This window comes from Chitinophaga silvisoli (genome assembly GCF_003412465.1).
GTDB classification, from domain to species: Bacteria; Bacteroidota; Bacteroidia; order Chitinophagales; family Chitinophagaceae; genus Chitinophaga; species Chitinophaga silvisoli.
The window spans coordinates 652,851-677,600 of the sequence record NZ_QTJV01000004.1 but is presented as its reverse complement, the minus strand read 5'-3'; the positions used below and the strand labels follow the sequence as shown (position 1 = coordinate 677,600).

15 protein-coding genes are annotated in these 24,750 nt (G+C 46.9%); 7 read left to right on the top strand and 8 right to left on the bottom strand.

The window, feature by feature from the left end; all coding sequences use genetic code 11:
* The first annotated feature begins 45 nt into the window (after positions 1–45).
* Both DXN04_RS14795 and DXN04_RS14790 read left to right on the top strand, forming a co-directional pair.
* Positions 46–4,548 (top strand): CheR family methyltransferase, encoded by a 4,503-nt coding sequence (locus tag DXN04_RS14795; RefSeq protein WP_116854124.1) that lies wholly within the window; start codon positions 46–48, stop codon positions 4,546–4,548.
* Positions 4,549–4,594: 46 nt separating this feature from the next.
* Positions 4,595–5,404, top strand: coding sequence for a hypothetical protein (locus DXN04_RS14790; RefSeq protein WP_116854123.1), 810 nt, complete (start codon positions 4,595–4,597; stop codon positions 5,402–5,404).
* An 84-nt stretch (positions 5,405–5,488) separates the two neighbouring features.
* Here the strand turns inward: DXN04_RS14790 and DXN04_RS14785 are convergent, their stop codons facing one another.
* The 8 genes from DXN04_RS14785 to DXN04_RS14750 all read right to left on the bottom strand — a co-directional run bounded on the left by DXN04_RS14785 (position 5,489) and on the right by DXN04_RS14750 (position 17,153).
* Entirely contained in the window at positions 5,489–8,635 is a 3,147-nt protein-coding gene (locus DXN04_RS14785; RefSeq protein WP_116854122.1) for an efflux RND transporter permease subunit, read from the bottom strand.
* Positions 8,636–8,651: 16 nt separating this feature from the next.
* Positions 8,652–8,957, bottom strand: coding sequence for a DUF190 domain-containing protein (locus DXN04_RS14780; protein WP_116854121.1), 306 nt, complete (start codon positions 8,955–8,957; stop codon positions 8,652–8,654).
* A gap of 18 nt (positions 8,958–8,975) precedes the next feature.
* Complete coding sequence (locus tag DXN04_RS14775; protein ID WP_116854120.1) at positions 8,976–10,001, bottom strand: efflux RND transporter periplasmic adaptor subunit; 1,026 nt, start codon at positions 9,999–10,001, stop codon at positions 8,976–8,978.
* A 3-nt stretch (positions 10,002–10,004) separates the two neighbouring features.
* The gene (locus tag DXN04_RS14770; protein WP_116854119.1) at positions 10,005–11,261 is read right to left on the bottom strand and encodes a TolC family protein; all 1,257 of its coding nucleotides are present in this window, start codon (positions 11,259–11,261) and stop codon (positions 10,005–10,007) included.
* A gap of 279 nt (positions 11,262–11,540) precedes the next feature.
* Positions 11,541–11,744, bottom strand: a complete 204-nt coding sequence (gene xseB / locus DXN04_RS14765; RefSeq protein ID WP_116854118.1) for an exodeoxyribonuclease VII small subunit — start codon at positions 11,742–11,744, stop codon at positions 11,541–11,543.
* Positions 11,722–13,158: an exodeoxyribonuclease VII large subunit gene (gene xseA / locus DXN04_RS14760; protein WP_116854117.1), complete on the bottom strand. Its 1,437-nt coding sequence runs from the start codon at positions 13,156–13,158 to the stop codon at positions 11,722–11,724. The genes xseB and xseA overlap by 23 nt, the downstream gene beginning before the upstream one ends.
* Before the next feature lie 343 nt (positions 13,159–13,501).
* The gene (locus DXN04_RS14755) at positions 13,502–15,367 is read right to left on the bottom strand and encodes a helix-turn-helix transcriptional regulator (RefSeq protein WP_116854116.1); all 1,866 of its coding nucleotides are present in this window, start codon (positions 15,365–15,367) and stop codon (positions 13,502–13,504) included.
* Between the two features lie 34 nt (positions 15,368–15,401).
* A complete protein-coding gene (locus DXN04_RS14750) occupies positions 15,402–17,153 on the bottom strand; it encodes an ABC transporter ATP-binding protein (protein ID WP_116854115.1) in 1,752 nt (583 codons plus the stop codon).
* Positions 17,154–17,693: 540 nt separating this feature from the next.
* Here DXN04_RS14750 and DXN04_RS14745 point away from each other — a divergent pair.
* The 5 genes from DXN04_RS14745 (at position 17,694) to DXN04_RS14725 (ending at position 24,689) form a co-directional block, all read left to right on the top strand.
* A complete protein-coding gene (locus DXN04_RS14745) occupies positions 17,694–19,241 on the top strand; it encodes a GH39 family glycosyl hydrolase (RefSeq protein WP_116854114.1) in 1,548 nt (515 codons plus the stop codon).
* Positions 19,242–19,362: 121 nt separating this feature from the next.
* Positions 19,363–21,795 carry a glycoside hydrolase family 95 protein gene (locus tag DXN04_RS14740; RefSeq protein WP_116854113.1) on the top strand — a complete coding sequence of 811 codons (2,433 nt, stop codon included), beginning with the start codon at positions 19,363–19,365 and terminating at the stop codon, positions 21,793–21,795.
* A 51-nt stretch (positions 21,796–21,846) separates the two neighbouring features.
* Entirely contained in the window at positions 21,847–22,737 is an 891-nt protein-coding gene (locus DXN04_RS14735; RefSeq protein ID WP_116854112.1) for a glycoside hydrolase family 43 protein, read from the top strand.
* 119 nt (positions 22,738–22,856) lie between these two features.
* A complete protein-coding gene (locus DXN04_RS14730; protein WP_116854111.1) occupies positions 22,857–23,837 on the top strand; it encodes an aldo/keto reductase in 981 nt (326 codons plus the stop codon).
* 21 nt (positions 23,838–23,858) lie between these two features.
* Positions 23,859–24,689: an aldo/keto reductase gene (locus tag DXN04_RS14725; protein ID WP_116854110.1), complete on the top strand. Its 831-nt coding sequence runs from the start codon at positions 23,859–23,861 to the stop codon at positions 24,687–24,689.
* Positions 24,690–24,750 lie beyond the last annotated feature (61 nt).

The following is a 24,750-nucleotide window of genomic DNA, read 5'->3' as shown; positions in this document are numbered from 1 at the left end:
GGAAGCATTCCGGCCCATCATTTGTTTATGGTATAAAACTTTTAGATGAAGAAAGCGAATTACATAGTGGCAATTGGGGCATCGGCCGGTGGACTGGAAGCAATTCATGAATTTTTCGATAACATGCCGGAATACGGCAATCTATCGTTCGTGATTATTCAGCATCTGTCATCGGACTATAAGAGCCTGTTGGTGGAGCTGGTATCCAAACATACCCACATGCAGGTGCGTGAGGTAGAAGAGGATATGGCAGTAGAAAATGATTGCGTGTATGTAATTCCGAACAACAGAGATATTATTGTTGAGAAAGGCAGGTTAAAGCTGATGCAAAAACCTGTAGAGAAAGCACCGAATACCGCGATTGATACTTTCTTATTCTCGCTGGCAAAAGACCAGGGCCGTCAGGCTATCGCCATTATCCTTTCCGGTACGGGTACTGATGGTACCAGGGGTGCCGGGGCAATAAAAAAGGCTGGTGGAATGGTGATGGTGCAGGATCCCGAATCTGCCAAATTCGATGGCATGCCACGCAGCGCTATCGCTTCGGATAATATCGATTATATACTTGCCCCGGAATTTATGCCGGGCGAGATTTTCAATTATATACAGGACCTGCCGCTGCACGTGTTCAACGGTAAGATTGACGAGCGACTGCTACCGGAAGTATTCAAGCTGGTACAGGATAACAGCGGACAGGATTTTCATCATTATAAGTCTCCAACTATCACGCGCCGTATTGCAAAACGTATGGCGCAGTTCAACTTAAAGACCTTAGAGGAATACCTGGAATTACTCAGGCAAAATCCTGAGGAAGGTAAATTATTAGCCAAAGATTTCCTGATAGGGGTGACCCGGTTTTTCAGGGATAGTACGGCTTTTGATGTGCTGAGGGACCAGGTGTTGGATAAGTTGATCGATGGTAAGGAGGAAGGTGCCATTTTAAAAGTGTGGGTTACTGCCTGTAGTACCGGTGAGGAAGCCTATTCTATGGCGATCTTAATAGATAAGCTCCTGCAAAAGAAAGGGAAATGGCTGGATGTAAAAATCTTTGCGACAGACATCGACAGCAATGCGATAGAATATGCAGCGAAGGGTGTGTATCCTGCTGCTGTGCTGAAAGATGTAGATGCTGGTATCGTAAAAAAATATTTCCATAAGGAAGATCAGCATTTCCAGATTGTATCCCGCCTGCGTAAGCAGATTGTGTTTGCCAGACATAATATCCTGAAAGATCCTCCATTTATCAAGAATGACCTGGTGAGTTGCAGAAACATGCTCATTTATATGGACAATGTGCTGCAAAGACAGGTATTGGCTTCGCTACATTTTGCATTGAACACAGGTGGTTATCTCTTCCTGGGTACCAGTGAATCGGCAGCGTTGATCAGGGGCGGACTGGAAGAAATCAATGCCAAGTGGAAGCTCTATCGTAAGACGGATGCAGCCCGTTCGGCACCTCCTGATAATTTGTATAGTCCACTGGAATATATTCGTCAGTCGAGAGAATTGCGTCCGAATGGGGTGGCTTTAATTGGGCAGGAGAAGCGGATTGCACTGGAACTGCAGGATGAATTCAGAGATGTCATGTCTGAAGAATTTGGCTATGCAGGCGTGTATATTGATAAGAATTATGAAATAAGAGAAGCGACGGGTAATTATAAAAAATACCTTTCGCTGCCGGATAAAAAGCTCAACCTGAACCTGCTGAAGATGGTGCCTGGCGACTTGTCCATGGTGTTGAACATGGCACTGAGACAGGCATGGAAAACTACGCAGAAGGCGACGCTGAGAGGGATCAAAATCAATACTAAAGAGGGTATCAGGCTGGTGAATATTTTAATCAAACCTGATACCGGTAAGGGGCAATATACGCTCATTGTATTTGGGGAAGAACCGGAAAGAGCAGCGTTGTTGTCAGACCACAAAGAGGAAATCTCATATCCTGCAGGTGTGAATGAGCACATCATGTCGCTGGAAGCGGAGCTGGGTGAAACGCGTACGAATCTGCAGATGGCCATTGAAGGTTTGGAGACTTCCAATGAAGAGCTGCAAAGTAGTAATGAAGAGTTGTTGTCGGCAAACGAGGAGTTGCAAAGTAGTAATGAGGAACTGCAATCGCTCAATGAAGAGTTGCATACGCTGAATACAGAACACCAGCTGAAGATAAAGGAGCTGATGGAGCTGAATGATGATATGGACAACTACTTCCGCAGTACGGACATCGGCCAGGTGTTTGTAGATAGCAGGATGCAGATCCGTAAGTTCAATCCTGCAGCGGTGAAGATGATCAACCTGATTCCTGCTGATATAGGACGACCTATTAATCACATTTCTACGAATATTCAGCAGGATAGCCTGATCGAGGATATCAGTGCTGTAACGCGTCAAAAACATACTTTAGAAAAGGAGCTGGTGCTGAGTAATGGCAATATGTGCCTGATGAAGATCATGCCTTATATCAGGCAGGATAAACAGATTGACGGTGTTGTGATCACGTTTGTGGATATCACGGCCATCAAGGAACTGGATATGCTGCTGAAAGGTGTGTTTAATGCGAGTACCAGTCTTATTATGGCTTTCAGGTCGGTGACAGGGGCCAATGGCAATATTACCGATTTCCGTTTGCTCACTTCCAACAGTGCAGCAGAGAAACTGATCGGGAAAGATGTGTTGTTGCACAAGGCACCATCTATGAAACAATCTATGCCACAATTGACACAGCAGGGATTGTTCGAAAAGTATGTGCAGGTTGCTAAAGATGGTAGTGTATTGCATACAGAGGTATTGGTGGATAATAAAAAGGAGGAGGTATGGTACGAAATGTCTGCCGTGAAAACTGCGGATGGTATAGTCATCACCTGCTCTGATGTAACGGAGAAGAAGGATGGGGAAGAGCGTTTACGACGTAACTACAATGAGCTGATTCAGGCGCGTGAAAGTTTGCGTAACCTGAATGCAGCCCTGGAAGATAAGGTGCTGGAACGTACCCGTGAGCTCACACAGAGTGAAGAACGTTTCCGCCTGGTATCCAAGGCGACGAATGACTCGATCTGGGACTGGAACCTGACTAATAATACGGTGTGGTGGAGTGACAACTTCTATAATATCTATGGCTATAGCCCGGACCAGGAATCTTCCAGCCGCACATTCTGGCTGGAGAAGGTTCATCCTGATGACAGGGCGAGGGTGCAGGAGAGCATCAGCCGTGCGGTGAATACGAAGCAGAGTCAGTGGTCAGAAGGTTATCGTTTGCTACGGGCAGACGGTACTTATGCACATATCCTGGACAGGGGCTATCTCCTGCAGGATGAATATGCTACGCCTTATCGTATGCTGGGGTCTATGCTGGATGTGACGAGTCTGAAAGCGGCAGAGGAACAGGCGGTAATGAGCCTGGAGGAAAAACGCTTCCTGGCGGAGTCTATGCCATTGATTCTGTGGACGGCCTGGCCGAATGGCGAGATCAATTTTGTAAATAAACAGTTTACTACCTACACCGGTCTGACCATGGAGAAAATCAGGGATGCCGGTTGGGAAAGCATATTACATCCGGATGATGTGCCGTTATGGAGTCGTACCTGGAATAATGCGCTCCGGAAGAAGGAAGACTTTGCCCTGGAGATAAGGATCCGGAGAAATGATGGGCAATATCATTGGTTCCTGTTGCGTACCAGAGTGCAGAAAGACCTGAGTGGTACTGCTATGCTGTGGGTGGGTACCAATACTGATATCCATGAGCAGAAGATGCTGGCAGAAGTGATGGAACAGCGGGTGCAGGAGCGTACCAATGCCCTGCAGAAGGCAAATTACGAGCTGGAATCGAGTAATGCGGAATTGCAGCAATATGCCTTTGTGGCATCTCATGACCTGAAAGAACCTTTGCGTAAGATCCATATGTTTGGGAATATGCTCAGGGAGCGGTACCAGGATCAGATGGAGGAAAAGGCGGTAGATTACCTGAACAGGATCATTAATTCCAGCAGCAGGATGACAAATCTCATCAATGATTTGTTAAGGTTTTCCCGTCTGTCACAGATGAATTTCTTTGAAAAGGTGCCTTTAGAGACAATTATCAGGGAAATTTTGTCTGACCTGGAGGTGTTGATCCAGGAGAAGAATGCGATAGTGACGGTAGGCCAGATGCCTACTATAGAGGCGGTGCCTTCACAGATCCGCCAGGTCTTCCAGAACCTGTTGAGCAATGCCTTCAAGTTCTCCCGCAAGGACGTACAGCCGATGATCAGTATAATGGCGAACCGGGTTGCGGAGAAAAAGTTTGATAGTGTAGGGGATCCGGAGGGGCCATATGTCTGCATTACCATTTCGGACAATGGAATCGGGTTTGATGAGAAGTACCTGGATAAAATTTTTGTACTCTTCCAACGTTTACATACCAAGGACAAATATGAGGGAACTGGCATAGGACTTGCGGTTACGCGTAAGATCATTGAAAAGCACCATGGAATTATCACGGCGCATAGCCGTGAAAAAGAGGGGGCTACGTTTACTATTATCCTGCCTGTCAAGCAGGAACAGGAAATAGGGTGATCTTTTTTAATGCCAACATATTAATAGAAGTCCTTATTTTTGAACCATGACAAAGAAGAGTGTAATTTTCACATTTGCCAGCTTTATTTTTGGAGCTTCGGCGTTTGCTCAGAGTAAAACTACGGTAGGGATCCTCCGTTTTCAGTCCGGCGCTTCTCAGAATACGAATAATGTGACCGCTATACAGGATGCGGTAACAGATGTGTTCCTGAAAAACAAGCGTTTAACAGTGGTTGCTCAAACAGATACTTCTTTTGAACAATCCAAAGCGGCTGGTGCTCAATTTATTATCTCCGGAAATATTGCGAAAGCAACGATGGAGATGAGACAAACCAATGTACCGATCGTAGGTACGACCAACACGAATGTGGCGGAGATTTCCTTTACTTTAAATGTTACAGATGCAGGGCGTGGTGATGTGATCGCTACTACGACCATCAATGCCAGCGGGAAAGGAAAGAATGCTTATGACGGCGCGATCAGTGATGCGAAGTCACAGGTAGAGAAGTTTATGAAAGAGAACTTTAAGCTGACGGTATCTATAGCGGAGATTGAAGACAAGAATAGCCTGGGTGCTGCTACTTCGGTATTGATAGCGGGAGGTACCCTGTTAGGCTTGAAAGTGAATGATGAATTCCGGGTGTACGAGGTGACGGAGATTACGGTGGATGGAAAGGTGATGCAGCGTAAGAAAACTTTGGGTAAGATCACTGTTACCAAGGTGGAAGATGAGAACTTTTCAGTGGCGAATGTAATAGAAGGTGGTGTGGATATCACGAAGAAGGTAGGAGAGAAAGCGAATCTGAAATGTGAATTAGAGAGTGAGCCTTCAGGATTATTCTGGAAGAAGAACTAATCATTTAAGCAAGATAAATTAATTAACAAAGCCCTTCGCATTGCGCGAAGGGCTTTTGTTTTATTGCTCATTTTAACACTTAGACTATTCAATTTCTTCGTCCTTACTTACGGTCTTAGCTTTCCTGTTTCGTTCCACCCATGCATACAGTGGTGGAATGAGCAGTGGCGCGAAGATCAGGGTACTTGTGAGACCACCGATGATTACTGTAGCCAGGGGACGCTGTACATCGGAACCGATACCTGAAGATGTAGCTGCGGGGATCAGACCGGCAATTGCTACAATGAGGATGGATAACAATGCGCTCAGCTGTTCTTTGGCACCCAGGAATACGCTGTCCTGCAAGGTATGATCTGGTTTTTCCCGAAGCCGGTTGATGGCTGAGACCAGGAGTACCCCTGCCATTACCGAGATACCGAAGATGCTCACGAAGCCTACACCTGCAGATACGTTAAAGTGGTATCCACGAATCAGCAGGGCTACGATACCACCTGCGAGTGCGAAGAGGATACAGCTTACGGTCACTACCGTTTGCGGCATATTTCTGAAGAGGATAAACAATACTAAGAAGACCATGATGATGGTAAGCGGAATGGTGAATGACAATTGCTTACCAGCACGCTCCAGGTTCTCATACTGACCACCGTAGATGATGGAGTATCCTTTTGGTATATGCAGTTGTGCATTGATCTTTTCGCCTACTTCACTTACAAAACCTCCCTGGTCACGGCCACGGATATTGGTTCTTACCGTCACCATGCGTTTGCTGTTATAACGGTAGATGTTCGTCTGTCCCTGTACATAGCTGATGTCAGCCAGCTGGTTCATGGGAATTAATGCACCGGTAGCAGAAGGCACCTGCAGGTTTTTGAGAGATTCGATAGTGCTACGTTCGCCGGGAGTATAGCGGATAACGAGGTCATAGCGTTTGGTACCATCGTACAATGTAGAGATGGTTTTACCACCAATAGCGGCTTCGATCATGCTTTGGATATCGGCTACGTTGATACCGAAACGAGCAGCATTCTCACGGTTAATATTGATGGCAATCTGTTCCTGCGGACCTTCCTGTTCAATATTTACGGATTCGGAACCCTGCATGTGTTTTACGATATCGGCGATGGTATCTGCTTTTGCACGCATCATGGTGAGGTCGTCACCGACAATGGAGATGGCGAGATCCGCTGCGCTACCGGTTACGATTTCCATAACCTGGTCAATGATGGGCTGACCGGAGGAGAACTTCACAGAAGGCATGGCTTTTTCGAGGTCATGCCTGATGTCAGTAACCAGTTGTTTTTTGGAAATCGTATCGCTCCACAGTTTATATTCTTTCAGTCCTACGAGGATTTCATTACGGTTGGTAGGGAATGGATCCGTACCATCGTCATTACGGCCTGCCTGGGTGATGACGAAAGCAATTTGTGGGTATTTTGCAATGACTTCCCTGATTTTAGGGGAGTATTTTGCATTCTCCTGGATGGTGATACCTGCAGGGAAGTTACCGCGGAGGAAGATAGAACCTTCATCAAGTTCGGGTAAGAATTCAGAACCTAAGTTGGCCCCGAATAATACTAAGATTACGACTACTGCGAAGCCGGCCAGTACGGTTGTTTTAGGACGTTTCAGCGTCTTGCCCAGGAGTTTGCCATACTGTTTGCTCAGGAAGTCCAGCACAATGTTTTTGTGCTCCTTCATGGGCTTATCGGTGTTATTAAATGCCTTTTTGAATGCAAAGGAGATCAGCACCGGTATGAGCGTGAGTGCAGCCAGCATAGAGCCGATTACGGCAAATGCGAGGGTCAGCGCCATTGGAGAGAACAGTTTACCTTCTACACGTGTCATCAGCAGGATAGGCATGTATGCCAGGATGATGATGGTAACGGAGAAGAAGATTTCACGGCCTACTTCCTGAGAGGAGCGGAGGGTCAGTGCGATGATACCACGTTTCTTTTCTTCCGGTGGTGCCGTTCGGTATGTTCGTATCAGGTGTTCGGCCATCACGCAGGCCCCATCTACGATGATACCGAAGTCGATTGCACCGAGTGACAGGAGGTTTGCCGGAATACCTGTTAAGCGCATCAATATGAAGGCAAAGAGGAGTGAGAAAGGGATGGTGAGTGCTACAACCAGGGCGCTTCTCAAACTACCCAGGAAGAAGATCAGGATGATCACAACGATAGACACACCTTCTAACAGGGTATGGCCTACGGTTTCCAGGGAGTGGTCGATGAGGAAGCTACGATCGTAGAGGGTACGGAGGTGTACGCCTTTGGGCAGTTCATCTCTTTCCAGGTCTTTGATTCTTTCTTTCAGGATCTTCAGTACTTCACTTGGGTTCTCGTATCTGCGCAGCAGGATGATGCCTTCGACACCGTTGCTGACGTTGGTTTTTGTAGAATTGAAGGTATAGCCCATGACACCGCTTGGAGGCGGAGGTGCAACTTCGACGGTGGCTACATCGCGAAGGTACACGGGGCTACCGTTGGCTGCTTTGAGTACGATATTGCGAATGTCGGCTTCGGTTTTTACCGCACCGAGACCGCGTACGGCAAAACCCTGTTCACCGCGGCTGATGACGTTACCACCTGTATTCTGGTTATTCTTCTGCACGGCGCTGATTACATCTTCCAGGGTCAGGTCATATTTACGCAGTTTATCGGGTGACGTTAAGATATGAAACTGTTTCAGCGGGCCGCCGAAAGTGGTGATATCTGCGATACCGGGTACCTGCAGGAGGTAGGGTTTGATCACCCAATCCTGGAGGTCACGGATTTCCGTGGGGGTATAACCGGGAGGTGCTTCCACTACATAGCGGAGGATTTCACCTACGGCAGTAGTAAGGGGGGCGAGTTCCGGGTTAACGCCATCGGGGAGTTCGGCGGCAGCCAGTCTTTCATTCACCTGCTGGCGGGCGAAGTAGTCGTCTGTGCCATCGGTGAAGGTGAGCTGTACAACGCTGAGGCCGAAGATAGTACGGCTACGGCGGTCGAGTACATTAGGGGTGTTTTGCAGTGCCCTTTCGATGGGAATGGTCACTTGTTGTTCCACCTCTTCAGCAGCGCGGCCAGGGTACTGGGCTACGATGATGACGTTGGTATCAGCGATATCCGGGTAGGCTTCGATCTTCAGCTGGGTAAAACACCAGTAGCCGATACCCATCAGGCCAAGTCCCATGAGGATGACAACCCACCTGTTTTTTAAAGAGAATATTAAAAGGTTACGAATCATTGTCGGAGAATTTCGGTCAAATCTGGAATCGTTCTACTTTGGTGGTGATGATGAACCCACTGGTGACGCGTTTGCGTAGTTCCTTCAGCGTGTGCAGCACTTTTTCTTCTTCGTCGATGAAGGTGATCATGATTGGTGGTTCATCGAAACTGAAGATGCTGTCAGGGCGTTTCAGCTGATGATGTTCCCCAAATCCGATCACGCCGCGAAAGGCGGTAGCGCCGGCTACTTTTTGTTTGAGCAGGAACTGTACGATGTATTCGTATAGTGGCTGGGAGCCATGAACTTCATCTTTATCTATATAGATCTGTGCCTGTAACATTGTGGTAAAGGTTTTTGGTTAGTATCCGAAACTTAAGCCTTTCAGCTGCATCACACCTTTGATCACCACATTGTCGCCATTCTGAAGGCCATTATAAACAGCTACGCGGTCGCCGATTTGCTGGCCGGTGCTTACTTGTTTTCTAATGAAGGTGGTAGGTGTTGTTTTTACAAACACGTAGTTCACACCTTCAGCAGTGATGAGGGCATCTCTTGAAACGTTGATGGAGCCTGTAGCACCTGCTTTGTTAGAAGCGGTAACGGTGAAGTTGACCATCGCAAACATACCCGCGCGGATCTCTGAGTCCGGGGCTGAGAGCCGGATACGCAGTTTCACCATACGGGTAACGTTGTCGATAACATCGGCGATGGCCTCAACTTTCCCTGCAAGTGGTTTGTCAGGAAATGAAGAGAGTATAACAGTGCAGGCGGTTCCTTTGCTTACGTTGCTCAATTGTGTTTCAGGGATGTCACAGATTACGAAGGCATTGCCTGGAGCGGTGGCACGAAGGATTTCGGGATCGAAACCACCTGATTTCAGGCCGGATTCATGTTGGATGAGTTGTGCCTTTTCGTTGGCCAGGTTGGTTTGTTCCATGGCCAGGTTGGATTTTGCTTCCAGCAGGTCTTTGCCGGAGGCGGCACCGTGGTCGAAGAGATCCTGGGTGCGGTCCAGTTCTATTTTACGTTGTTTGATATTGATTTCTTCGATGTGATTGACATTGATCTTATGTTGTACCAGTTGGGTATAATCACTTTCCAGATCCGGATTGTCAAACAGCACTACATTTTGCGCGCCTTCCTGGGAGCGGACAACGGTTGCCGCAACTTTGCCCGGTGCGTGCAGGGTACCACTCAGGGTGGAATCGCCTACGGGTTCGGTGATGAAGAAGTTGGCCGAAGCAGTATCCGGGAAGGTGATCTGCTGTCCATTGTTGGTAATGGCAGGACCGGGATCGTCCGTCACTTCTTTTTTGTGTTCTTTCTGACCACATCCTGCCAGCAGGAGGGAGGCCACTAAAAAATATCCGGTAATGCGTTGCATAAATTATAATTGGTTTATAAGGCCCGTAGCGAATAAAAGTTGAATATAGCTTTGATAGTAAGATTGCAGTGCGTCGTAGTAGAGTCCGCGTGTATCATACCAGTTACGCTGTGCATCGAGGAAGTCGATGATGGTGGTACCACCGCGGAGGTAGGCATACTTTACATTGTCCAGGATCTGTTGAGACTGGGAGAGGATGCCGTTGAACTTAGCCAGGTTTTGTTTTTGCAGCTGGTAAGAGTGATACGCGTTGGTTACTTCCGTCTGAATAGTGCGCTGGGTGGTATTCAATTCCTGGTTAGCCTGTTGTGCCTGAACGTATGCTTTTTTGATTTCGCCCTGGTTCCTGTTAAAGAAGGGAAGGTCGATAGCTGCATAGAAGCCGATGTAGGGCACAGAGTTTTGCGGGTTGTAGATGATACCTACCTGTGGTTGTGGTACAGCCAGTGTTTTCTGGTAGTTCACGTTGCTGTTGCGCTCGTCGATGGCACTTTTAGCAAGTACAACGTCGGAGCGGTTGTCCAGTGTTTGTGCGATCAGGCTATCCAGGGTAGCATTGGGAGTAAGTGTCTGCACTTCGCTCATGGTATCGATATCCACATTGGAGGGAATACCGGTTAGGAGGCGCAGGTTTTGCAGTTCGTTCATGTAGTCCTGCTGGAATACGCTTAGTTGCAGGTTGTACTGATCCAGCAATACTTTGGTACGTGCCAGGTCTGTTTGAGTGATTACCTGGTTTTTGTAGCGCAGTTCATTGATCTTAACGAGGGTGTCGAGGTTGCCTTTGCTATCCTGCAGGAGGGCGAGTCTCTTTTTGAGGACCCAGCAGGAGATCCAGCTACTACCTACGTTGAGGGAGAGGTTGCGTACGTTTTCCTGGTATTCATTGTCCGCTACTGTAACATCCTTTGATGCTGTTTCAATTTTGTACTTACGCTGGTTAGGCCACTGAATAGGTTTAGTGAGCTGATACCATACCTGCCGGTTTGAGTTGTTTGACCAGCGGGTATTGGGGGCGAAGTGTGCAGAATTGGCCAGTTGTAAGGTCTGGTTATTCAGGTTGGGATTGGGCCGGAGTTTGGCAGTCACTACATCGGCCTGGGCGGCAGCGATGTTCATGTACTGGGCCTTAAGCACCGGGCTGTTTGTTCTGGCGGTATCGATGGCCGCTGCCAGTGTGAAGTTGGTTTGGGCGACAGCAACGTAGTGTATACATGTGAGTACACTGGTTACTACAGCCAATAGGAAGAGCTTCTTCATGTGATGCTGTTTGTCCGCATTTTATTAGTCAATAAGTGCAAATTTCAATAATGGTGTGAATGCTTTAAAGGCGGGCGGTTGATTTTAACCCGTTTTTAATTATATTATTAAAAAGGAAATAACAGAATTTGAGGGGGAAATGTTTGGTGGATGGGGGATTGCGAATGGAGGAAGCTTAAAGGGAGCTTAAAAATGATGGTTGATTGGGTTACCTTTTTGAGTAGGGTTTGGGCGGAATTTTTGGATTTGCCGAAGGCGAATCCAAAAATTCCGTGGATGTTATTGGGAGATAGTCATTTGTTGGATGATGTTTTCCACTTCTGCCTCGGTGGCCCTGAGGCGTGCCTGGCAAAAGGTGATCAGTTCCGAAGCCCGTTTTACCCTGGCTGCGAGCACATCCACGGAAACTGATTCCGTTTCTATTTCCCTGGCTATCTGTTGCAGTTCTTTATAAGCTGCTTCATATGTGAGATTCGTTTCCATCTTTGTTGATTGATTGAACAGTGGCCTGTACGGAGGCATCAACCATTTGTACGGTGATGTCTTCTCCTGTTTGTAAGGCGCTGGTATTTGTAATCAGTTTACCCTGGTGGTAGACCAGTGCAAACCCTTTTTGTAACAGGGCCGTTGGGCTCATGAGGCGTACAACGGTTTCGTGGTGCTGTAGCTTTTGTTGCTGCTGTTGCAGTAGTTTACGGCTAAAGGCATGTATGTTTTGCCGGAGGTAGGACAGGTCCTGTAACCTCGAGGCGGTTAATTGTTTGGGTTTGGATAATACTTGTCCGGAGAGCTGTATCATGCCATTTCTTTGTTTTAGCAAGAGGTGGCGGGCTTGCTGTGGGATGAATTGTTGATACCTGATGAGGCTTTCTTTTTGCCGGATCAGGACATCCCTGCTCCTGTTGATAATCGCGTTGTTGAGGGCAGACAATTGTTGTTGTTTGCCGGAGACGGATTGTTGTAAGCGAATGATCAGTTGTTTTTGGGTGCTGATCAGGGCATCTTCAAACTGCCTGTTATGGGCAATGATCAGTTCTGCTGCGCGGGTAGGCGTTTTGGTCGCTGTATGTGCCATCATATCAGTGATGGTTTCGTTCTTATGGTGGCCGATACCGGTGATGACAGGAATGGGAAATCCTGCTACTGCTTTACCCAGTTGGTATTGATCAAAGAGTAAGAGATCTGTTTGGGCACCGCCTCCTCTGATGATGACGACAGCATCATAATGTTTCCCTGCATCTTCTACTGCCTGGAGTTGTGCACATACCTGTGCGGCATTGGCTTCGCCCTGGACGGTAGTGAAGTAATTGTCGGTATGGAAAATATAGCCATGGGCGTTTGCCTGGAGGGTGTGCATAAAATCCTGGTAGCCGGCGGAAGAAGGGGAGGAGATGACAGCAATCTTTTGCAGCACGGCCGTGAGGGGGAGTTTTTTATTGCGTGTGAGGTAGCCGTCGGCGACCTGCTGCACGATGTCTCCACACTCGGTGACGAGGCGCTGTAAAGTGGCTTGTTTCTGCTGTTCCAGCTGTCCGATAGTGTAGCTGGGGTCTATATCCAGCAGGGACAATTTGAGGCCGTATACCGCGTGGTATTCCACCTGTACCTGTATCAGCACATGCATGTCATTGCCAAAACGCTGTCCGGTGGTAGTTTCGAAATCCCTGATCCGGTTGCTGCCGTTTCCCCATGCGGTAGCGGAGATTTTGGCGGTGAGCTGGTGGGTACGGGGATCTTTTTCCACCAGGTCAAAGTAGTGATAACCTTTGGCAGGATAGAAGGAGTGGCTGGTGATATCGGCCACTACCCAGCTGCTTTGACGGGAAAAAGCGTTTTTAATAGTTCCCTGTATGTGGGCGGCCAGTTGTGATAACGTTATGTATTGTTGCGTACTCAAAGTGAGGACAAAGGTAGTAACAAAAAACGACTGCCTGGAAAGGCAGTCGTTTATAATAATTCCACGTTATGAAAACAAATCCATAAAAAGCTTCAGGCTGCTTTTTATTCTAAAACAATATTAGGAAGATGCTTACTTAAATCAGTTAATGACTAGTTAAACTATTCAGCATTAACATTTTATTAGCGAGTGGCGGGCGGGGCTTTATGGGTCAATATAGGCGATCGCCTATTTTTTGTGTCGGGGATTTGTAGTATTGATAGGCAAAAAAAATCGCATTTACCGAAGGCAAAGCGATTTTTGGGGGCTGGCCTGGGGCCGGCTGAAAGGGAATGAGGTGGTTCTACACCAGGGTAGTGAGGAATAGGTCGAGGCTTTCTTCCTTTTGGAGGTTTAGTTTTTGTTTTAAACGATACCTCGCCATCCTGATACTTTTTGCTTCCACTGCCAGGCGGGAAGCGATTTCTTTATTTGTGAGTCCCATTCTTATGTAGGAGCAATATTTTAAATCTAATCTTGTCAGGTTCTCTTTCGCCTTTTGTTGTAAGCGATTGAAAAACTCCGGATCAATTTCCTTGAAATCTGCTTTGGCGGCTTCGAATTCTTCATCCATTTTCCGGCTATCTGTGATGATGCGATCCATTTGTCGTAATAAGGGATCTGCCCCGGAGATGGTGGTAATTTTTTTCTGTAAGGTCTGCAACAGTTCATTCTTCTCTTCTACCTGTAGGGCACCGGCCAGGAGTTCTTTCTGCAGGCGTTCCTGTCGTTCCTGCATGAGTAATTGTTCCGCTTCCAGTCTTGCTCTTTCTTCTGCTTCCAGTTTCAATTGTAATTGAGCGTCGTGTTTTTCCAGTTCGAGTAATTGTTGATTTTGTAAACTGGATCTGAGTCTGAAATGGTAAGATCTGAAGAAGAAAATTAATAACAATACGGCAGCGATGGCGAGAGAAATGTAGAAGAAATTTAGTTCTTTATTGAAGGAGGCTTTTTGTTGTAAGAGTTGTAATTCTTTGTCTTTTTTCTCTGCTTCATATTGGGCACCCAGGCGTTTTGCGGTGGCGAGTCTTTCTTTGTCAAAAGCCTGCTGGTAGTAATCTACGTATTCTTTGTAATACTTCAGTGCTTTTGCTGTATTGCCCTGTTTTTCTGCAACACTGGCAAGGGCACGCATGATATTAGACTTGACCTGTGCACCGCCTGCAGGATAACTTTCTACTGTATAAAAGGCGGTGAGCAGGAGGTTTTCTGCTTCATTGAGATTGCCATCGGCTACTGCGATATCGCTTAGCATGCCGTAGCAATTTGCGAGGATTTCCTGTTGATCTGTAGCTTTTGCGTAATCAGTGGCCATGTACAGGTAATGCATCAGGCTATCTTTTTGCTTTGGCCAGTATTCAGCATACATGTTGGCGGTATTGAGGGAGAGGATGGCGGGGGCGCTGCGGGTAACCAATCTTCCGTTCTGTGCTTTGATGATCTGCAATGCCATCCTGTTGCAAAACAATGCAGAGTCGAGCAGGTATGTGGTAGAGGAGTCCCTTTTTTCTCTGTACCGGTATTCCAGGTAGGTGGCCAGTGCCTGGTAACCATTGACCAGGTCATCTGGTTTTTGTGATTGCAGGGCGGTGGAGAGTGCCAGGCGTGCATATTTTTCCTGTCCGTCCAGGTCATTCCAGTCACCATAGGTAGCTGCGGTGAAGTAGTAGATGGCTGGTTCGCAGGTGAGTGTTTTTTGTCCGTCCAGGATGCGCAGGGCTTCGAAGAAAAAATGTACGGCGCTATCTTCCTGTTGTTCTATGATATGCAGCCAACCCTTACGGTAATACGCTAATCCGAGTGCCTGTTTATCGCCTGATTTGCGGGCGAAGTACAGGGCGCTGTCCATGGCTTTGATGGCCAGGGAGAAGCTATCGTTGAGTGCATATTGCTGGGTAAGATTGCTGTATACGTTTGCCTTGTATTTGAGGTCTTTGAGTCCTGCGGTCAGTGCCAGTGCCTGCTGATTGAGGACGATGGCTGACTTCATATCTTTATTCCCGGTTATACGGGCCATCATGGAAGTGGCGGTAACCCGGTCTTCCAGCGGCAAGTCCTTGCGGGACAGCAAGTTTTGCAGTGAATCAATGAGGATTGTCTGTGCATAAAGTGGCATTTGCAGGCACAGAAATACAATCAACAGGATATGGTATTTACTTTTTTGGGTCATATGCAAAAATAATGAGTATTCACGAGTATTCCACTCAACTGATCACTCTTCTCTCCCCGATTTGTTGTCTCCACATGGCATAGTATAATCCTTTGAGTGTCAATAATTGTTCATGGGTGCCAGTCTCTACGATCTTCCCTTTTTCCAGTACATAAATGGTATCCGCATGCATAATTGTGGATAACCTGTGGGCGATGAGTATATTTAACTGCTCCCTGCTGGCCGAAATAGATCTGACTGTTTCGGTAATGGCTTCTTCTGTAAGTGAGTCGAGGGCTGATGTCGCCTCATCGAAAATCAGTAATCTTGGATGCCGGATCAATGCCCTGGCGATGGAGATACGTTGTTTTTCACCACCGGAGAGTTTTAATCCGCCTTCGCCCAGGAGTGTATTCAGGCCATGTGCAGAGCGTGTCAGCAGTGGTGTGGCTGCGGCTTTGCGGAGGGCTTCGATCATTTCATCTTCAGTAGCATCTGGTTTTACAAACAATAAATTGTCCCTGAATGTCCCGGCAAACAATTGGGTCTCCTGGGATACAAAACCAATTTGTCTGCGCAACTGGTTGTAATGAATGTCGTCTGATGCCACATTGTTGAAAAAGATTTGTCCTGAGACAGGCTGATACAATCCCAGTAATAATTTCACCAGGGTTGATTTACCGGAACCTGAAGGTCCTACAAAGGCGATGGTTTCTCCCAGGTGTGCTTCGAAACTTATGTCATCGAGGGCGTTCTGTTCGGCTGTCTGGTGGCGGAATACAATGTGTTCAAAGCGGATTTTCTCCAGGTCGCCGAGTGAAACGGGTGTTTCCGGTTTTTCTTCTACAGGTTTTTGCATCAGCTGATCGAATAATTGCAGTGAGCTTTCTGCTTCCCTGTAAAAGAGGATAATATTCCCCAGTTCCTGTAAGGGGCCGAAGATGGTGGCCGATATAAATTGCATGGCAATCAGTTCGCCGGTGCTGAGCACTTTGTGAAAGATTAACCAGAGCAGGATGAAGAGGATAGATTGCCGCAGCAGGTTCAGGGTGGTACCTTGCAGGAAAGAGAGTGTTCTCACCTGTTTTACCTTTTTCATTTCGAGGTCGAAGATATTCCGGGTGAAGGTTCTCAATCGCCTGATCTCAGGAAAGGTCAATCCAAGGCTTTTTACGAGCTCTATATTGCGAAGTGACTCTGTGATAGAGCCGGAGAGTTTGAGTGTCTCTTTGTTGATGCTACGCTGAATTCTTTTCATTTTTCTGCTGAGGGCACTGGTGAGTGTACCTAACACGCCTACCCCTACGAAAAATACGGGTACCAGCATCCAGTTTTTATGCAGGGCATACCAGGTGAGTACACCGATGCCTACCAGGGATGAAAAGAGGATGTTGATAAATGCGTTGAAAAAGCGTTCTGTATCGTTTCTTACTTTTTGGAGGAGTACCACGGTTTCGCCGCTTCGCTGTTCTTCGAATTCCTGGAAGGAGAGGCGGAGGGTTTGTTTCAGACCATCGTTGAAGATTTGCATGCCGAAGCGTTGTACGACCAGGCGCATGACGAAGTCCTGGAAAGAGCGGGCCAGTCTTGCGACCATGGCAACAGATATGGCGATAGCCAGCCAGAAGAGTACTCCTTTGACCAGGGCAGTTTCTGTTCTGTCGCCGGGGTGTAATGCGTAATTGTCAATGATTTTACCAAAGATAATGGGATCATACATGGTAGCTACCTGACCGATGCCTGCGAGCAGCAGGGAAAGCACGATCATCCATCGATGAGGGCGCATGTATTGCCAGAAAATTTTCATGCAGATACAGGTGGCAAAAACTACACCATGATGCTAATTTTTCAGGCTGGCTGGCAATATGCCATATTTTTACGAAAAGCGGCAGTTAAATGCTGTGAATATTGGTAGCCTGCCAGGGCGGCGACTTCGCCAAGGGTTTTCTTTTCCTCCACCAGGAGTTATCATGCATTTCATTTGCCTGGGTAGGTGGTATGGGTGATTTCATGAATGACCTGGTGCATCCTGGAAGGAGCCCAGGCTTTAAATGAGAAAGTACTTGAATTAGTAAGTATCTGCCTGTTTTTAAATAATATTATTTTAACCATTCCGTGCCAAAACCTGTCATAACTTAATAATATAATTTATCATATTACGGTAGTAACCAATATTTTGTGCCGCCCCTTGCGTGGTAAATAAAAAGCTGTATATTTAATATCATATTGTCTTTTGTATAGTTATACATTAGCATTATTGATCTGGGACCCCGGCCGCCAACTAGCATTCCTATGAAAAACTAAGGCCATAGACCAGGGGGACCAAGCACTAAAGAACCCTACTCGTATGGAAAGAAGAAATTTTTTGAAGCAGGCAATGATCACTGTGGCAGGCAGTGCAATATTGCCCGGAACAGTGAAAAGCATGACTTTATGGGAAGAACAACCTCCGTTTATTATCGATGCTAAAAATCCTGGAAAATTCTTTGATCCACACTGGAACAAAGGGATTGGTGCCGGCAGGGCCAATGATGCTTCCAGACCTGTATGGGCAGATCAGCTGGGGGTAGCAGCCAGGGCCTGTGGGTTTAAGTATGCCCGGTTCACAGGCATTTTCCATGATGACATGAATGTGTATAATGCCGGAACATATAACTGGACATTGATAGACGACCTGCTTGATAAAACACTGAAAGCAGGGGTGAAGCCTTTTATTGCTTTTAGCTTCTTTCCAAGGGATATCGCTGGCAGTGACGCTACCCAGTTTAGCTGGAAAGCGAGGGTGGTGCCGCCTACTGACTTTACGAAATGGAATGACCTGGTGACAGAATTTACCAAGCACATTGTGGGTAAGTACGGTGAAGATGAGGTGAGCAAATGGTATTTCGAAGCATGGAATGAACCAGATCAGCGTTCGTATTGGGATGGAACCAAAGCACAATATTTTACTTTATACAAGACGACTGTTACTGCCATGAAGGCGGTAACACCTAAGTGTAAGGTGGGTGGGCCTGCTACCAGCGGGCTTTCCGGCGATACACAGGGGGCATGGCTGGATGAGTTCCTGGCTTATTGCAAGCAGGAGCAGCTGGCTGTTGATTTCGTAACTGCACATCCGTATCCTGCTGACAGTGCGGGTAAACCCAGAGAACTGGGTGCTACTGCAAAAGATCTGGCAGCCCTGCGTAATACAGTGAGCAGGAATTTTCCACAGGCAGAAATATTTGTGACCAGGTGGAGTACAAGTCCTATAGCATCGGATGCGGTGCGTGACAACCTGCCGGCAGCCGCTTTCATTGTAAAGGAAAACATAGATTCTATCGGATTGGTAACGGGTATGTTCTATGGTTCTTTTATAGATGGACCTGAAGAACTGAAAGATACTTTTCATGGTGGTCAGGGCCTGATGAATGCCAGTGGTATTGCCAAGCCGGCGTTCAATGCCTATCGCATGCTGAATGCGCTGGGTGAGGAGTTGTTATATAATAAAGACGGTATTGTCGTGACCCGTCATAAAGATTCAAAGAAGATATCAGCTATTCTTTACAATATTCCTGCCTCCGTGACCAGTGGTGTGTCTGGAAGAGACCAGGCAGGAGTTTCCTCACTGATGTCTCAGGGAGAGACAAAATTGTATTCATTCAAAATTCAAAATATACATCCTGATGCCCGCTTCAACGTGGACAGCCTGACAAAAGAAGATGGCAATGCGATCGTTCAATGGGCTAAGGCCGGAAGTCCTGACCCATTGAATAAAGATCAGGTGGAAATAATGAAGCAGGTAGGTGTGAGCGTGAATGAAGAACAGGTTTTATCGAGTGCAACCGGTGTGTTGTATATAGAGAAAAACCTGGCTCCATGGGATGTAGTATTAGTGGATGAATTGTCTAAATAGATAAATGCCTGTCTTTATTTCGTGCGAAAAATGAAGGCAGTTTTTTGACAGGAAGACGTTCATACTTTTTATATTGTCAATTTGACAATATGGGTTATTTTTATACGCATATCCATGCGTTATGAAAAAACTATTTCTGTTACTCAGCAGTCTGTTTGCCTTACAAACCTTTGCCCAGCAATCTGGTCTCAAACTCTGGTATCGTCAACCAGCCGGTAGTGTATGGACAGCTGCCTTACCTGTCGGTAATGGCCGATTGGGTGGAATGGTCTATGGCAATCCTGATCATGAAATCATTCAGCTCAATGAATCCAGTGTATGGACAGGTAGTCCGAACAACAATGACAACCCTGATGCTTTGGCTGCACTGCCGGAGATCAGGAGACTGATTTTTGCAGGTAAACAAAAGGAAGCACAGGAGCTGGCTGCTGAAAAAATGCAATGCAAAACAAGCAGCGGGCAAATGTTTCAGCCGGTGGGCAACCTTAATTTACACTTCCCAGGGCATGAGCAGTTTTCGAATTATTACAGGGAACTGGATTTGAACCGTGCTGTAGCGACTACACGTTATACCGTAAAGGGTGTGACGTATACCCGCGAAGTCTTTGCCAGTGTGCCTGCGCAGGCCATTGTGGTTCAGCTGGGCAGTAGTAAGGCTGGTAGCCTGTCATTCAGTGCTAACTTTTCTACCTTACAGCCTGACGCACCTGTGAAAGCAGGGGGTGATACCTTGTCTGTTCATGGCATTACTGGCAGTCATGAAGGCGTGGAAGGAAAGGTAGTGTTCCATGGTCTTTCAAAGATTGTGACCAATGGGCAACTCAGTCACAATGATACTTCGATCACCGTAAGTGGTGCTACTACAGCACTCATTTACATTTCTATTGCTACCAATTATATCAACTACCAGGATATAAGCGGGGATGCGGCGGCGAAAGCGGCTGCTTACCTGAAAGGGGCCAGTACTAAAGGATTTTCTGCGTTATTACAGGAGCATGTAGCAGCTTATCAGCATTATTTTAACAGGGTCTCTATTGATCTGGGTACATCGCCTGCAGCAAAAGAACCGACAGATGTACGGTTGAAAAACTTCGCACATACTTATGATCCGCAGTTCGTAGCATTGTATTTCCAGTTTGGGCGTTACCTGCTCATTTCCTGTTCACAGCCTGGTGGACAGCCTGCCAATCTGCAGGGCATCTGGAATGCGGAAATGAGACCGCCATGGGACAGCAAGTACACGATCAATATCAATACTGAAATGAATTACTGGCCGGCAGAAAAAGATAACCTGCCGGAGATGCATACGCCATTGATTCAAATGGTGAAGGAACTCGCTGTGACCGGGCAAAATACTGCGCGAACCATGTATGGTGCGCGGGGATGGGTAGCTCATCACAATACTGATCTATGGCGGATTACAGGACCGGTGGACAGGATCTTCTGGGGAGTATGGAGTATGGGTGGTGCATGGCTGAGCCAGCACCTCTGGGATCGTTTTTTATACAATGGCGATACTGCTTACCTGCGGGACGTATATCCTGCAATTAAGGGGGCGGCATTATTTTTTGTGGATGACCTGGTGCCCGATCCTGTACATCACTGGCTGGTGATTAATCCTGGCACTTCTCCTGAGAATGCGCCGAAGATCAGGCCAGGTGTATCTTTTGATGCCGGGTGTACAATGGATAACCAGATTGTATTTGATGCATTGAGTGTTGCTATTCGTGCGGCGAACATCCTGCAACTCGATGCAGCACTGACTGATACTTTAAAACTGGTGAGAAGCAAGCTGCCACCTATGCAGGTGGGGCAGTATGGCCAGTTGCAGGAATGGATGGAAGACCTGGATAACCCGGAGGATCATCACAGGCATATTTCCCATTTATATGGTTTGTTTCCTTCTACACAAATTTCTCCTTACAGGCACCCGGAATTATACAGCGCTGCCAATACCACTTTGCTGCAAAGGGGAGATGTATCTACCGGCTGGAGTATGGGCTGGAAAGTAAACTGGTGGGCAAGATTGCAGAACGGTGAGCATGCGTTAAAGCTGATCAATAACCAGTTGTCACCAGTAGGTGAGCATGGTGGAGGTACTTATACCAACCTGTTTGATGCGCATGCCCCATTTCAGATAGATGGCAATTTTGGCTGCACTTCTGGTATTACAGAAATGCTGATGCAGAGTCATGATGGAGCCATCCAGTTATTGCCTGCATTACCTGCTGAGTGGAAGCAGGGACATATAAACGGGCTGAGAGCAAGAGGTGGATTTACGATTACTGCACTGGAGTGGAAAGATGGGAAAGTTGTGAAGCTCAAGATCCATTCTGCATTAGGCGGAAATTGCAGGATCAGGGTACCAAATGCCCTGAAGGGAAAGGGTTTGGTGAAAGCAGGTGGGGATAATTCCAATCCTTTTTACGAGGTGGTGGAGATTGCGCAGCCTATTGTAAAGGATGCATCTAAAGTTTTGCCGGTGCAGCTGGCCCCGACTCAATTATATGATTTGCCAACGCAGAAGGGCAAAGAATATATACTCACCAATTAATTTCTTATTTTTCTATTTATGGTCAAACGTACATTACTATCATGCTTTTGCATGCTCCTGGTTTTCGCCGGCATGTCCCAAAACTTATACCTGTTCGCATATTTCAAGGGAAATGGTGAAGATGGGTTACATCTTGCTTACAGCAAAGATGGTTATAAATGGTCGGCATTAAAGGGGGATTCATCGTTCTTAACACCTATGGTGAGTAAGGATAAACTGATGCGTGATCCCTGCATCATCAGGGGAGGAGATGGATTGTTTCACATGGTGTGGACGGTGAGCTGGAATGATAAAGGCATTGGTTATGCTTCGTCAAAAGACCTGATTCACTGGTCTGAGCAGCAGTTCATTCCTGTGATGGCCAGGGAGGACAGTGCGCGTAATTGCTGGGCACCGGAGATCACGTATGATGCACAATCGAAGACTTACATGATCTACTGGTCTACCACTATTTCAGGCAGGTTTACAGAAACGGCAGCTACAAAGGAAAGTGGGTATAATCACAGGTTGTATTATGTAACAACGAAAGATTTCAAAACATATTCAGCTACCAAATTGCTTTATGATCCGGGATTCAATGTGATAGATGCGACGATTGTAAAGGAGGGAAATCGCTATATGATGGTGATGAAGGATGAAACGATTGAACCACCGGCGAAGCACCTGCGGCTGGCATTTAGTAATCAGCTGACGGGGCCTTATACAAAGGCAGGGCCTTCAATTACCGGGAAGTACTGGGCAGAGGGGCCTACTACTTTGAAAATCGGGAAGACCTGGCTGATCTATTTTGATAAGTATACGGAGCATAAGTATGGGGCTATCAGCTCGACAGATCTGAGGGAATGGAAGGATATATCAGATGAGGTGAGTTTGCCGAAGGGGCTTCGTCATGGAACTATTTTCCAGGTGAGGGAGGCGGAGTTCAGGCGCTTGCTGCAATAAATTGGAGGGTAAGATCTCCCCTTCATGATCTATTTCAAACTATCTTTAAAAATAGGATGCATTCAAAAAGAGTGCATCCTATTTTGCTTTTATTTTGTATAACTCCAAAATTAATGACAATGAAATACAGGGATTTAGGCACTACAGGAACATCATTATCTGCTATCGGGCTGGGCTGCATGGGAATGAGTCATGCCTATGGCGTTCCCGATGACAAGGAATCAATTGCAACGTTACATCGCGCATTGGAACTGGGTATTAACTTCTGGGATACTGCCGATATATATGGAGATGGAGAGAATGAAAAACTCATTTCACAGGTTTTGGTACCGCATCGTGACAAGATCTTTATAGCTACCAAGTTTGGTTTTAAATCGCTGGGTCATGGCAAACAGGTGTTCGATGGTTCCCCGGCTTACATGAAAACGGCTGTAGAGAAGAGCCTGCAACGCCTGCGGGTAGATCATATTGACCTATATTATGCACATAGAGTAGACCCAAATGTGCCCATCGAGGAGACAGTAGGTGCAATGGCTGCGTTGGTGAAAGAAGGGAAGGTAAAGTATATCGGCCTTTCAGAAGCGTCTCCTGCTTCCATCCGCAAAGCCCATGCGGTACATCCTATCACTGCATTGCAGAGTGAATATTCTTTGCTCACACGGAATGTGGAAAAGGAGATCCTGCCTCTCTGCAAAGAGCTGGGCATCACTTTTGTGCCATTTAGTCCGCTGGCGAGAGGGCTGGTGACAAATACACTGGATGTAAATGCCCTGCCTGAAGGTGATTTCCGCAAAGGCATTCCCCGTTATCAACAGGAATATGCTGATAACAATGCGAAGCTGGCAGCTGGTTTTGCTGAACTGGCGGCGGGTAAAAATGCAACGCCTGCACAGCTGGCACTGGCATGGGTACTGGCCCAGGGCGAAAACATTATTCCGATTCCGGGTACCAAGAAGCGTAAATACCTGGAGGAAAATGCAGCGGCAGTAGACCTGGCACTCACAGCGGCAGACCTTTCTGCACTGGAGGCATTATTGAAAAAGTATCCGGATACTGGCGCCAGATATACGGAAGTACAGGAGAAAATGGCGAATAATTAACCCAATTAAAAAGTACAGAAAATGGCAACAACATTTAAACTTGGAGGAACCCTGGAAATAAACCGTCTTGGTTATGGTGCGATGCAACTCACCGGCAAGGGGGTATTTGGAGATGTGGATGACCGTGAGAATGCGAAGAAGGTATTGCAGGCTGCAGTAGCGGGTGGTGTGAATTTCATTGATACGGCAGAAGCGTATGGTCCGGATACGAATGAAACCCTGATTGCAGATGCATTGTATCCGTATAAACCTGATGTGGTTATTGCTACCAAGGGTGGCTTTGTGCGCCCAGGGCCTGATAACTGGGTGCCTAATGGCAAACCTGATTTCATACGTCAGAATATCGAGGGTAGTTTGCAAAGGCTGAAAGTAGATACTATCGACTTGTGGCAATTGCACCGTATAGATCCGAATACGCCGGTGGAAGAGACCTTACAGCCGGTGATAGAAGCGGTGAAGGCAGGGAAGATCCGTTATGTAGGTTTATCGGAAGTAACTATCGACCAGATTAAGCAGGTGCAACAGATTTTACCAATTGTGTCTGTACAGAACCTATATAACCTGGGAGAAAGGAAATGGGAAGATGTACTGGATTTTACCACAGAGCAGGGCCTGGCATTCATACCCTGGTTCCCGTTGGCATCTGGTCCGCAGAAGATGGCGGATAAGATCAAGACAATTGCTGACAAGCATCAGGCAACGACGGCGCAGATCGCGTTGGCCTGGTTACTGAAGCGGGCAGATAATATCCTGTTGATCCCAGGAACCAAGTCAGTAGCGCATTTGGAAGAAAATCTGAAGGCGGCTGATGTGGAACTGACGGATGAAGAATTTGAATCTTTATCTAAATAAAGCTGGGCAAAGGCTTTTAAAAGCAAGTCCTCGGACCTGTTGGTCTGAGGATTTGTTTTTT